Origin of the sequence: Synechococcus sp. PCC 6716, from assembly GCF_022570815.1 — a bacterium.
Lineage (GTDB): Bacteria > Cyanobacteriota > Cyanobacteriia > Thermosynechococcales > Thermosynechococcaceae > Thermosynechococcus > Thermosynechococcus lividus.
In genome coordinates this window covers 50138-63606 of record NZ_JAKLTU010000014.1, presented here as the reverse complement: position 1 = coordinate 63606, position 13469 = coordinate 50138, and the positions used below count along the sequence as shown (strand labels likewise).

At 54.3% G+C, this 13469-nt stretch carries 9 protein-coding genes; 4 read left to right on the top strand and 5 right to left on the bottom strand.

The window, feature by feature from the left end; all coding sequences use genetic code 11:
- From L5220_RS08475 to L5220_RS08465, 3 genes are all read right to left on the bottom strand, one after another.
- Positions 1 to 726 (bottom strand): type IV pili methyl-accepting chemotaxis transducer N-terminal domain-containing protein (locus L5220_RS08475; protein WP_499572966.1); only part of this gene is annotated, 726 nt, incomplete at its 3' end.
- Positions 727 to 776: 50 nt separating this feature from the next.
- Positions 777 to 1802, bottom strand: coding sequence for a chemotaxis protein CheW (locus tag L5220_RS08470; RefSeq protein ID WP_499499497.1), 1026 nt, complete (start codon positions 1800 to 1802; stop codon positions 777 to 779).
- 11 nt (positions 1803 to 1813) lie between these two features.
- A complete protein-coding gene (locus L5220_RS08465) occupies positions 1814 to 3013 on the bottom strand; it encodes a response regulator (protein ID WP_499572964.1) in 1200 nt (399 codons plus the stop codon).
- A 337-nt stretch (positions 3014 to 3350) separates the two neighbouring features.
- On the opposite strand from L5220_RS08465, the gene L5220_RS08460 reads away from it, so the two are divergent.
- Positions 3351 to 3533 carry a transposase gene (locus tag L5220_RS08460; RefSeq protein ID WP_499572962.1) on the top strand — a complete coding sequence of 61 codons (183 nt, stop codon included), beginning with the start codon at positions 3351 to 3353 and terminating at the stop codon, positions 3531 to 3533.
- Between the two features lie 31 nt (positions 3534 to 3564).
- Positions 3565 to 3873, top strand: a complete 309-nt coding sequence (locus L5220_RS08455; protein ID WP_499572960.1) for a transposase — start codon at positions 3565 to 3567, stop codon at positions 3871 to 3873.
- A 259-nt stretch (positions 3874 to 4132) separates the two neighbouring features.
- On the opposite strand, the gene leuS is transcribed toward L5220_RS08455, so the two are convergent.
- Entirely contained in the window at positions 4133 to 6700 is a 2568-nt protein-coding gene (gene leuS, locus L5220_RS08450) for a leucine--tRNA ligase (RefSeq protein ID WP_499572958.1), read from the bottom strand.
- An 81-nt stretch (positions 6701 to 6781) separates the two neighbouring features.
- The gene (locus L5220_RS08445) at positions 6782 to 8932 is read right to left on the bottom strand and encodes a hybrid sensor histidine kinase/response regulator (protein ID WP_499572956.1); all 2151 of its coding nucleotides are present in this window, start codon (positions 8930 to 8932) and stop codon (positions 6782 to 6784) included.
- 262 nt (positions 8933 to 9194) lie between these two features.
- Between L5220_RS08445 and cobN the strand changes: the two genes are divergently transcribed.
- Both cobN and L5220_RS08435 read left to right on the top strand, forming a co-directional pair.
- On the top strand, positions 9195 to 12887 hold the full coding sequence (gene cobN, locus L5220_RS08440) for a cobaltochelatase subunit CobN (protein WP_499572954.1): 3693 nt from the start codon (positions 9195 to 9197) through the stop codon (positions 12885 to 12887).
- A 31-nt stretch (positions 12888 to 12918) separates the two neighbouring features.
- On the top strand, positions 12919 to 13467 hold the full coding sequence (locus tag L5220_RS08435) for a thioredoxin family protein (RefSeq protein ID WP_499572952.1): 549 nt from the start codon (positions 12919 to 12921) through the stop codon (positions 13465 to 13467).
- Positions 13468 to 13469: the final 2 nt, after the last annotated feature.

The window sequence follows — 13469 nt, the reverse complement described above, 5'->3', positions numbered from 1 at the left end:
CTCCATGGCTTGCTTAGCACCAGCGGCGGAAGCTTCGGCTTGCTCTGCGGACTGACGGGAGGAGGCGCCTAATTCTTCCATGGTGGTAGTTGTTTGGTTCACGGAAGCAGCTTGTTGGGCAATCACTTTTTCTTGCTCTGCAAGGGCAGCAGCCGTTTCATTGGAAGAGGTGGCAATTTGACTCGACAGCCGTGACAATAAGACAATAATTCGATTAATGATTAAGATAACAACTACAACTAAAGCAATTTCTAGGAGAATAATCACAATTTCAGCGACTTTAACCCCTTGACTACTAGCTTTAGCGGCTAATTCGGCTGCTTTGACTGCTTCATCCGTGAGCTTAAAAAAATCTTCACTGTCTTGGGTGAGTTGGGCAACATTGATCTGGGGTTGTTGTAATTCCTGTTTAAGCTGCTGCCAGTTCGATTGTACCCGTAACATTAGGTTGCGGAACTGGGGATCCTTTGCCGCTGGAATCTCCATTTCGGCATCGCCATTGATCAGGGCATTGATCCGGCGATCGTTGCGAGCGACTAACTCATCAATCGGATTTCCAGCAAGGCGTAGCTTGACAATGCGTTGGGTTCCTCCTCGCACCAGACCGGCTTCATTGACCACAAGAGCTTCTTCACCAGCACGGTTGAATAAAATCACCCCTAAACTGGTCAAAGCCATAAAGGAAATAGCACCAACTAAGGAATACAGTTGATAGCGAATACGCATGAACACTTCCTACAACTATGGAACTCTAACAAACTATAAATCAATGTTGCCTAAGCGGCTGCTAAGGATGGCATCATTTTGCTGAGTAACTGCTTGAGGTTTAATAATTTAATTACGTTACTTCCTTGAATAATTGAGCCAACGTGGCCATTATCATGTGTGGATAGAAATGAACTCAGTTGGACTTGCTGATAGTCGTAGGTCATAATCGTTTGTATGTCCTGAATTAAAATAGCAGTCATCATTGCGTTGACAGAGACAACCATTGCTTTTTTTAAGGGCAGGGGCGATCGCGTAAGGCGCAGTGGTTCGCGAATATCAAGAAGCGGGATGACATTCCCCTGCAAATGTAGATGACCCACGATAAACGGCGGTGCCCCCGGAATGGGCGCAACACGGTCAAGATCAATAAACTGCTGAATTTCCGTAACCGGAACCGCAAATAGCTCTCCTGCCAGTTCAAATACCCCCACGCTCAGCCTCTCATCCGCTTCGTTTGTTTGCTCATGGCTCCGGCTGAGATGCTGTTGCCGCTCTTTTAAGAGGGCTTGCTGGGCAGGTGTTGCCGTTGGCCAATAGCGGGCATAGAAATCATGGTAGGCAGAAGATTCAAGGTCTGGTTCACTAACAGATGAGGCGAAGTTTGCCACGGCGGCGGGTTCGCGAATCAGCCTCTCCACGTTGATGACAATGGCTAACTCGTCGTGCACCCGTGCCACCCCCGCCACAAAGGCAGTATTCACGGCACTCAGATGACCGTAATCTGGTTCCGGCAATAGATCCTCAGGGGCGATCGCTACCACATCTTCTACATGGTTAACCAGCACACCAAACCGTAGCCCGCAGGCAGCCATTAAAATGACAACATCGGTTTCTTGGCATCGGGGATGAGTCATTCCCAAACGGCAGCCAAGATGCATCACCGGCACCAACTCGCCCCGCACATTCATAACACCAATAATGTCAACAGGCGCTTCCGGTATCGTCGCCAATTCCGGCAAATTGATCAGTTCTTCCACCACTGGTAAAGGCAGGACACAGCTCAGCCCCTGCGATCGCAACTTTAGGTAGTCCATAGCAGCCAGTACTAGATAAATTTCTCAATCGTACTTAACAGGACGTCGCGATCCACGGGTTTGGTGAGGTAGTAATTTGTGCCTGCCATATGTCCTTTGGCGCGATCAATTAAGCCATCCTTGGCCGTCAGCATGATCACTGGAATCTCCTTAAATTTTTCAATTTTGCGGATGGTGCGGCAAAACTCAAAGCCATCAATTTCCGGCATTGTTACATCTAAAAGAATTAAAGAGACGTTCCGGTTATTTAACAGCGACAGAGCATCAATGGCACTGGTGGCGCTAATCACTTCGTAGCGATCGCCCAAGGCACGACGAATCATGGCTTGGACAATGGGGCTATCGTCCACGGTTAAGACCACCGGTAACGCTACGGAACTGTTATCCCCGCTTACAAAGTGAAGCAAACCATCATTCACCCACTTTAAGTACAGCGACCCGAGAGCTAATGAGTCTTTGCAAAGGCTCTCGGCAATATCGCCAATGCTATTTTCACCATTGACCCATTGTTGCAAATGCTGAACTGTGGGTTGGTGGTGAATTCCAGCAAGGGCACCCTCATGTAATCGCGGCACTGCCTCAACAGAGGGAATTGCTGGATAAAGTTTTTGCCAAAGTGGTTTACGGCTTTCGATGCGCCGCATGAGGAGGGCGGCAGCAATGCCGTGGCCGTCCTCCCCATAACAGAGATCGCAAACTAGGTTAGGCTGGGGCTCAAAGGTACAGGTGTAAGGCACCAAGCGTTCTAAAATTATCGTTAACCGCTCTGTCATCGCATTTTCTATATCGTCCCAATTGAGAGCACGGGTATTGACAACAGCCTCAAGAACAGAGCGGTAAGACGCATCAGCACTATGGTGATTGGCGTACTGCATTAGGGTATCTATAAACCCAATCTTGAGTAGTTGACCGATGAGCTGCAAGAGGCCGATAGGGGTGGGCATTTGCCGGGCTGCAATCGTCAAGTGACCCCGATAAAAGCTGACATCGTAAGCTAGGTGACGCTGAGGGGCAGGAATTTTAGCCGCAATCCGTAAAACACCTGTAAATTGCTGTACTTCAAGCATTTCCAGCATTTGTGGCAGGGGCATTACTGCCTCCAATGTGTCTCTCATTTGCGGCAGGGGCATTACTGCCTCCAATGTATCTCTGGGCAAGTCACTGGCATTGCCAAACGCCTGCATAACATCCCCCCGATGAGTGCCAAACACAACATTTATTCCTTTTACTAAAGCTACACCACTAGAACAAACTGACTATGTATCCACAACTACATCGAATGATTAAAAACTCTTAAATAAAGACACTGATTATTAAGTAAAGACACTAAAATTTGTCTAGAAAATCCGTGGAAATATCTTAAATTGCTATAAGATACGGTTCTTCCGGAACGGTGGTGAAAATTTTAATGAGATACTTTTAATCAGGGATGGCATCCATGGATATTCATCTTGATATATTGCTTCAATTGCCGAATACGATGGTTGAACGTTGCCCTCAGCAAGACGATAAGGTGTACTTAAATTTGCGGCGTCTTAACGAGGCAGCATGCTGTCCGCACTGCCAGACGTCACCAGTGTTGGGAACCATTTAGATGGAATTAGCAACTACTTTAGAAATCGCACCACCAGTGGAGCAATGGAGGGAATCAATAATCGTATTAAGTTGATTAAACGAGAAGGATATGGCTTTGTAAGCTTCAACAATTTTCGGGACAGGTTGTTAGATTAATTCTCTAATTAGTAAAAATTATCACCACACGGTGGAACGTTTTAGAGATGTGGCTGCTAATGTGCTGCTCAGGAATCGGTGCATCTTGCTGGAGTGCAAGGGAGAGGAAGACCACATTCACTTGCTGATAGACCTGCACCCCGATAACAATCTTCTGGCCTTGCTAGGTGCTACAAAATCAGCAACTAGCCGAATCCCAAGAAAAGAGTTTGAGTCTGAGCTTAGACCGTATTTCAAGGGTGTTGCTGAGTGTGGCTATGAATTGCCCTTATCCCCAACCCGTCTCCCCAAGGAGAAGGGAGCTAAGAGTCTTGTTCCCTCTCCGTTGGCAGAGGGCTAGGGTGAGGGCGGCAAAAGACTCAAACCCGAACATCATACATCTAGTCAGCAACGCCATTTCAAGAACTGGAAGAAAGGGCTTTGGGGCGACCAGCTCTATATCCGCTCTACTGCTGGAGCGCCGCTCTCAGTTCTTGAGCAATATATTCAGGGTCATAGTCGGGGCTAATTGGCAGCTTCGCAGGCATTGAACCCGCTCAACTGCCCGCTATCCTGCCCCACCTTCAGCGAAGCAAGGCAGGGATAGCTGCGCTGTTGTTCTAGGCATCCAACACAAAGTTGACCAATTTGCCGGGGACAACAATCACTTTCTTAATCACGTGGCCACTGAGATAGCGTTGGCCAATGTCGGAGTGCTTTGCTGCCGCTTCTAGCTCTGCTTGGCTGGCACCAGCGGGAACTTGGATGGTGCCACGGGTTTTACCCATAATTTGAATGACAATCGTGAGTTCATCGGCAACAAGAGCTGTTTCATCGAGCGTTGGCCATGGTTGACGATGGATGGAACTGTTGCCCCCAAGCTGCTGCCAGAGGTCTTCGCTGATGTGGGGCGCAAAGGGAGCAAGGAGCGTGAGCAGGGTGCGAACGCCTTCGCTGTACACCCCAGAAGTGTAGCAGTCAGCATTACTCAGGGCATTGCTAAGTTTCATGAGTTCGGCAACGGCGGTATTGAGTTGGTAGTCCCCTGTAAGATCGTCAGTTACCTCTTTGATTGCGGTGTGAGTGGCGCGTCGCAGTTCTTTTTCAGTTTTACTCAGGGTCGACGGCAACGGTTGTCCAAGCTGGCCGCCTTGGGTTTTGAAGGTGTGTACCAGCCGCCAAACGCGATTGAGAAAGCGGAACTGGCCTTCAACATCGGCATCATCCCACTCAAGGTCTTTTTCGGGAGGGGCTTTGAAGAGAATAAACATGCGAGCCGTATCCGCGCCGTACTGCTCAATCACATCGCTGGGGGCAACACCGTTGTACTTGGATTTGGACATTTTTTCATAGACGATGTCTAGGGGGTCTCCAGTTTCTGGATCGGTGGGGGCGCTGAGATCCGCAATCTGATTGGGCATGACGTATTTGCCGGTTTGCGGGTTTTTGTAGGTACGGCCTTGCACCATGCCTTGGGTGAGCAGGCGTTGGAAGGGTTCCGAGACCGAGACAAGCTGGCGATCGCGCAAAAATTTAGTAAAAAAGCGCGAGTAGAGCAAGTGTAAAATGGCGTGCTCAATGCCGCCGACGTACTGATCCACCGGCAACCACTCCTGAATGGCAGCGGGATCAAAGGGGGCTGCTGCGTTGCGAGCATCGGCGTAGCGGAAGTAATACCATGAGGAGTCAATAAAGGTATCCATGGTATCGGTTTCCCGTTGGGCGGGGCTGCCACAGCGAGGACAGGGCACCTCGCGCCACGCAGTGAGTTTGGCTAAGGGGGATGGGCCGCGGCCACTAAATTCCACATCCTCAGGGAGTAAGACGGGTAACTCTTCGCGGGGAACTGGTACGGCACCGCACTGGGGACAGTGAATGATGGGAATCGGTACACCCCAATAGCGTTGACGGGAGATTAACCAATCCCGCAGGCGATACTGTACCTGTTCGCGTCCCCAACCTTGGGCAGCAGCATACTCGGTAATGGCTGTTTTAGCGGCGATCGAGTCCATGCCCGTAAAGCGATCGCTCTCGATGAGCACCCCTGGCTCAGTATAAGCAGCCTTGAGACGTTGCTTGGTTCGGCCACTGGGGGGAGCAATCACTTGCTTGATGGGGAGTTTATTCGCTGTGGCAAACTCAAAATCGCGCTCGTCGTGAGCGGGCACTCCCATCACCGCCCCTGTTCCGTACTCGTACAGCACGTAATCGGCAATCCAGATCGGGATTTCTTGTCCTGTGAAGGGGTTAATGGCTTTGCCGCCCGTCGCTACTCCCCGCTTGGGGCGATCGCCCGCAGTGCGCTCTAGCTCACTTTCCTGTTGCACACTGGCAATGAACGCTTCAACGGTTTTACGTCGCCGAGCACTCGTCACCTTGGGCGTTAAGGGATGCTCCGGTGCTAAGACAACGTAGGTCACCCCATAGACCGTATCTGGGCGGGTTGTGAATACCGCAATCGTCTCGTCGCTACCCACAATGGGAAACTCAAGGTATGCCCCCACCGACTTCCCAATCCAGTTGGCCTGCATCAACTTCACCCGCTCTGGCCACCCCTCAAGTTGGTCAAGGTCGTTGAGGAGTTGCTCAGCGTAGGCCGTAATTTTCAGAAACCACTGCTTGAGCAGCTTGCGCTCTACTAGGGCACCCGATCGCCACGATCGCCCTTCACTATCCACCTGTTCATTGGCTAAAACCGTCTGATCCACCGGATCCCAGTTGACTGCTGCTTCCTTTTGATAGGCCAAACCGGCATCAAAGAACTCCAAAAACAGCCATTGCGTCCAGCGATAGTAATCGGGATGACAGGTCGTTACCTCCCGCTCCCAGTCGTAAGACAGCCCCAACCGCTGCAACTCTTGGCGCATTTGCTGGATATTTTGCTGCGTCCAAACGTGGGGATGAATCCCTCGCTCAATGGCTGCATTTTCCGCGGGTAGGCCAAAGGCATCCCAGCCCATGGGGTGCAGCACTCGATAGCCCTGCATACGGCGCGATCGGGCAATCACATCAGTGATGGTATAGTTGCGAACATGCCCCATATGTAAATTGCCCGAAGGATACGGAAACATCGAGAGGGCATAGAACTTCGGCTTACGAGGATCGGTATCCGTGCGATCCAAGTGTTGTGCTGCCCATTCCTGTTGCCACTTGGCCTCAATAGCGTGGGGGTCGTAGCGATCGTCCACAGGAGTTTTCCCAACAGTTCGGCTTATCTATTGTAGGGGAAAGGCTTAGCGCTTCTTACGGTACCACCGGATCCAGCAACCCTAGATGGGCACCGCTACGGCGGTTAAGCCAATCGTGATCTGCTGTAAAAACCCTTCCGGGTTAATGGGCATCGGAATATAGCGATCCACCCCCCGATAGTTCCCCTGTGCCCCTAGGATAAATATTTTGATCTGAGCCGTGGTGCAGCGGCAGCGGAGGTGATCCACAAGTTCTTGCACATCTCCGTAGTTAAAGGGTTCCGTCAAAATCACCGCCAAGGGAGCCAAGGCCAAGAGGCGATCCACTTCCCCATCCACCAGCCAGACGACCTGATAGCCTGCGGTTGTCAAAATTGAGCAGATGAGGGTGGCAGTGGCTTCATCATCACTAACGAGCACAATGCGCCCTTCGGGATATGTCAGGAGATCCGTGGCGGCAAGGGGTGGCAGTGTGTTTGTGACGGCGGCGGGTGGCTCGGCCATTGGTTTGGGTAAGCCGACGGTAAAGATACTGCCCTTCCCTTCGGTGGAGTCCACCTCAATCCACCCATTGTGCAGCTCTACCCACTGCTTGGTTAAGGCTAAACCCAAGCCAGCCCCGGTATAGGCACGCCCAAAGGAGCTGTCCAGTTGCTGAAACTTTTGAAATAGGAGGGGTTGCAAATGGGCAGGAATGCCAATGCCGTTATCTTCAACTTGGAACAGAAGTTCATCCTCAGTCCACCATGCCCGCAAAATCACCTCGCCCATCGCAGGAGTAAACTTAATGGCATTACTGAGTAGGTTAATGAGCGCCTGTTGCAGACGGCGATAGTCACCCCAAAAGCGATCGCGACCGGGGGAAATCACCAGTTGATGCCTGAGGTTGACGTGATGGCGCTGGGCTTGAGGCCGGACGAGTTCGAGGCACTCGGCACACAATTGCCGGATAGAAAAGCTACTGCGGCGCAGATGCGATCGCCCCAGCTCTGCCTGAGAGAGATCCAAAATGCTATTAATCAGCTCTAGGAGGTGGCTACCGCTCTCGTGAATAATCTCAAGGTACTCCCGCTGCTTTTCAGTGAGTGGGCCAAGGGGCCAACGCAATAGGGTGGCCGACACCCCAATCACACAGGTCAGGGGGGTGCGCAATTCGTGGCTCATCGTTGCCAAGAAGTCATTTTTAATGCGATGAGCCGCTTCCATGGCGCTGAGGGCTTCGCGGAGGGCTTGGGTACGCTCATTCACCCGCTGCTCAAGGGTATCCTTTTGGTGTTGTAGCTCGCTATAGAGTTCTGCTTGGTAAATGGCAATGCTGAGGTGCTGGCTGAGGTGACCCAAGAACTCAATTTCTTGGGGCTGCCACTGGCGGGGGCGATCGCACTGGTGCGCAATGAGTACCCCCCACAAACTCTCTTGCACCATTACAGGGACGATGAGCCATGCCTTGATCCGCCAGCGGGCTGCAAACTCCTGCAAGCAGGGAACACTGGCATAGTGGCGGTCAATGTCATCGACGGCAAWCAGCTCACCCCGATGTAATCGCTCGTAGGTCGGCGCAGGGGTACTGGCCCATTCCCAGCATTCATCCCACAGCCCCAGCACCGACGTAATACTGCTATCCCGGCAGGATTCATAGGTAATTTCACCGCTCAGCACGGCGGTGGTGCCCCTAAACTGCGCCACCAAGAGACGATCCACCGCCAAGAACTCGCGAATCCGATCCACCGCTGTTTTTAAGAGTGCTGGCAGTTCCAAGCTCTGGCGAATTTGGGTGGTTACCTGATGCAGCAGTCGTTCCTGGGCTTGGCGTTCCTTCAGTGCCGCTGTAACTAAGGGCTGGCAACTCTGGCACTGCTCCATGGTTGCATCACTAAAGAGATTCATCAGGGCGATCGCCACCCCAGTGGGTAGGGTGCTGCTGCTCTCGTTGCCACGCTGAGCCAAGCGATGTAAAAAGGGCTTGAGGACGGGGCGGTAAGCAGGTGCCGTTTGGGAGCGTACCTGCCGTAAAAAGCGGGCGATCGCGGCGGGGGAGGTCACTAACTGAGTGCGATAGTGATTCAGGTGCGCGGTCGTGATGGCTCGCAACAGGACGGTCAGGGAGTCCCCAACAACAAGGGTAAAGGGTTCCACTGCCGCAGGTTTGCCTACATCTTCACTGGTGAGAACAGTGGCACCTAGGGCAGTCGCTTCCGCCAGCAGAGCCGTTGCCATGCGTTCGTAAAACAAAGACGGTAAAATCCGATCAAATATAGGTTCCGAATGGGACATCATCCACAACTGAATCGGCAGAGACAGCGTTTCACAAGCGTTTCACATCACTATGAACATGGGCAGATGAATGGGCGAAAGCATCCCTCACGTCACTGAGCAAACATACAGCAGAACTCACCCCTGTGGCTGCAATGATTGCTCTCAGAGTCTAGTTGTATCCGAGAGCATGGGTCGTTGAGTTAACTGCACTAGTTTGTTTAATAATTGGAACGGGCTGATGCATCGAATCCTTACACTTGGTGATATTTCGTTAGAGTCGGCGGGCAGCGATGTTGCCTTTGTGCAACAAACCGTCGCACCTGTTGTTATTTTAACGGCAGCCGATAGCGATATTACGCTGTTGGCGCAGGCCTATACCGAGCTTGCCGCAGAACTTCCACCCCTGCGCTTGGCGCACCTGTTGCAGTTGCAAGCAGCGGCGGTTATTGATGACTACGGCGATCGCGTCTTGGCTCATGCAGACGTGGTGGTGCTGCGTCTGTTGGGGGGGCGGGGCTACTGGAGCTATGGCCTAGAGGTAGCGCAGCAACTGGTCAGCGATCGCGGTGCGCAGTTGGTTGTTCTGCCTGGGGACGATCGCCCCGACCTCGAACTCATGAGTGTGTCCACCTGGCCGCTGGCGCGGGTGAACCGCCTGTGGCAATACTTCCGTGAAGGGGGGCTGCCCAATATCCGCTCGGCCTTGCAGTTTGTAGCCCACCACGGGTTTGGGATTGGTGCTGAACCACCGGCTCCCCAGATCATTCCCCGCTGCGGCACCTACCCCCAGCCTACAGCGGCACCGCCAGAGTGGCCAACGGTGGGGCTGATCTTTTACCGCGCCCATTATTTAGCGGGGAATACTGCCGTGATCGATGCCCTCTGCCAAGCCCTACGGCAGCGTCAGATTGCCCCCTTGCCGGTAGTCGTCTCTTCGTTGCAGGAGCCTGAGATTCAAGCTGAGCTATTCGCCATGTGGCAAGGCAGGGTGGAACTGGTGCTGAATACAACGGGGTTTGCGATCGCCAAGAGCGAGGCCACCCCCTGCCATTTTTGGCAGCAGCTAGACGTGCCCGTTCTCCAAGTGGTGCTCAGTAGCAGCACTCAAGAGGCATGGCAGCAGCATCCCCAAGGGCTGGTGCCCCGGGATCTGGCAATGCACGTTGTCCTGCCGGAGGTGGATGGCCGTGTGCTCACCCGGGCGGTGTCCTTTAAGGCGGTAGAGCAAATTCAGCCTGCGGTGGAAGCAACGGTGACCACCTATGTCCCCGAGAGCGATCGCATTGCATGGGTGGCGGATCTCGCTCAAAATTGGCTTAAGCTACGGCATCGCCCTCCCCAGCAACGGCGAGTGGCTCTCATTCTGGCAAATTACCCCTGTCGCGATGGGCGGCTGGCCAATGGTGTCGGCCTAGACACCCCGAGCAGCACGGTGGAGATCCTCAAAGCACTGGCGGGCGCTGGATACGACTTAGGGACAACCCCATTCCCAACCGACGGCGACGCGCTGATTCACCACCTGACGCGCCACCGCACCAATGACCCCGAAGGGAATCAGTGGCGATCGCTGATGCAATCTCTCCCCCTTGATGCCTACAATCGCTATTTCGCGGAATTGCCTGAGAGCGTGCAAGCAGCCCTGCGGCAGCGCTGGCCATCACCAACGGCAGACATTCCCATTTCAGGCTGCCAGTGGGGCAATATTTTTGTGGGAATCCAACCCAGCCGTGGCTACGATCGCGACCCCAGCCTGAACTACCATGCACCAGATTTAGAACCCACCCCTGAGTATCTGGGGTTTTATTGGTGGGTGCGGCACCAGTTCCACGCCGATGCTATCATCCACGTGGGCAAGCACGGCAACCTAGAATGGCTCCCCGGCAAAGGGGTTGCCCTCAGTGCGTCCTGCTATCCCGAAATTGCCCTAGGTTCTCTGCCACACTTCTACCCGTTTATTGTCAATGACCCCGGCGAAGGGGCCCAAGCCAAGCGCCGTGCCCAAGCCGTAATTGTGGATCATTTGACCCCGCCCTTAACCCGTGCGGAACTCTACGGCGGCTTGGATACCCTCAGCCACTGGATTGAGGAGTACTATGCTGCTGAGCAGTTCGATCGCCCCCGCTTGGGTATCCTCCGCCAACGCATTGAGGCACTGGTGCAGGAGTTAGACCTCACCCAAGAGATTCGTGCCCCACAGGAACATGAATCCTGGACCGCTTGGCTAGCGCGTGCCGATGGCTATCTGTGCGACTTGCGCGATGCCCAAATCCGTGACGGCCTGCATGTACTGGGGCAGTGTCCCACAGGCCAGCAACTGCGGGATTTAATCGTGGCGATCGCCCGCAGTGCCCCTCCCCAAGGTATTACCCGTGCCCTCGCTCAGGATCAGGGGGTAACAGTGGATCCCCTCACGGCTGATCCGACGGATGCGAGTCCTGTGGCGGGGTATCGCTCGGTGGGCGCATGGCAAGAGGCGCTAGAAACCACGGCGGCCTCGTTAGTAGAGCGGCTCTTAGCCGGGACGCCAGTGAGGGAGATCCCCTGTGGTGCAGCAACCCAGCAGTGTTTGCAATGGATTCACAGCGTTCTGTGGCCAGCGCTACAACACACGTCACACGAACTCACCCACCTGCTCCACGGTCTCAATGGGGGGTATGTTCCCAGTGGGGCTGCCGGTGCCCCTAGCCGCGGACGGCCTGATGTCTTGCCCACCGGCCGCAATTTCTATGCAGTGGATCTGCGGGCTGTACCCACGGAGGCCGCTTGGGGGTTGGCACAGCGATCGGCGGCGGCGCTGATTGAACGCTACTGCCAAGAGCACGGCGAGTATCCGCGCACCCTCGGACTGTCGGTGTGGGGCACCTCTACCATGCGCACCGGCGGTGATGACATTGCCCAAGCGTTGGCGCTGCTGGGGGTGTGCCCAATTTGGGATGGTCCGTCGCGGCGGGTGGTGGGTCTAGAGGTCATCCCATTGTCCCTGTTGGGGCGGCCACGGGTCGATGTGCTGCTGCGGATTTCCGGGTTCTTCCGCGATGCCTTTCCAAACCTCATTGCCCTGTTTGATGCAGCGGTGCAGCGGGTTAGTGAATTATCCGAACCCCCGGAGCAAAACCCCTTAGCGGCACAGGTGGCCACAGAAACCCACTACTGGCAGACGCAGGGGCTAACTGCTGAGCAAGCTCGCACCCGCGCCCGCTATCGCATCTTTGGCTCCAAGCCCGGCGCGTACGGTGCAGGCTTGCAGGGGCTAATTGAGGCGCAAAACTGGGTGGAGGATGCCGACTTGGCAGAGGCGTACATTCACTGGAGTAGCTATGCGTACACTGGCGAGGCGCAAAGCCACAGTGCTGCCGACGCCTTGAAACATCGCTTACGCCAGTTGCAGGTGGTGGTGCAAAACCAAGACAATCGCGAGCACGATCTGCTAGATTCCGATGATTATTATCAGTTTCAGGGGGGGATGACCGTGGCGGTGCGATCGCAGCGGGGCGAGCAACCAACGGTCTATTTTGGCGATCACTCCCGACCGGAGCAGCCGAAAATTCGCACCCTCCAAGAAGAACTGCTGCGGGTCTATCGCTCGCGGGTGGTTAACCCAAAGTGGCTCACCGGCGTGATGCGGCACGGCTATAAGGGCGCCTTTGAAATGGCGGCAACGGTGGACTACCTCTTTGGCTACAGCGCCACAACTCGCTGTGTACCGGATTATGTGTTTGCAGGGGTGGCCAACACCTACCTGCTGGCAGAGACAGCACAGGCCTTTGTTGCGCAGCATAATCCTTGGGCACTGCGGGATATGGCAGAGCGGCTCCTAGAAGCGGCACAGCGGCACCTGTGGCAAGCGCCTGATCCGGACGTACTAGAGCGGTTGCGATCGCTGGTTCTGTACGCCGAAGGTTTAATTGAAGGCGCATCTGGACTACCCTAGGGGATAGCAGTGCATCGTTTGGATAAGAGTCATGGGGGCATCCACAGTAGCAGATGGCCAGCGCCTACGCAATTTCCTAATTGTCATGGTGGCCATTGTCCTGAGTTTGGCGTTGTTGGTGGCGGTGCGGGGCAACAACCAGCCGCTCACCTTAGCGGAGCAGGCGAGTCAGGCTACCCCATGGGCAGAGGCACAAACCAACGGGAAGCCAACGCTCTTAGAGTTTTACGCCAACTGGTGTAGCAGTTGTCGCGCTATGGCGAAAGACTTAGGAGAGTTAAAGGCGGCCTACCGCGATCGCGTCAATTTTGTGATGCTGAACGTGGACAATCTTCAGTGGCTGCCGGAAATCGAACAGTTTGGCGTGGATGGGATTCCCCACTTTGTTTTTTTGAATGCCCAGCAGGACCCCCAAGGGACGGCCATTGGCCTGCAACCGAAGGAGATTATGGCGCAAAACCTCGAAGCCCTGAGTCTTGGTCTCCCTCTGCCCCACGGTGGCAGCAGCGGCAATGTATCTCAGTTGCCCAACCCCCGTGCAACTCAGCGCAGTGACGATCCGCGCAGTCACGGAGGCTAGGG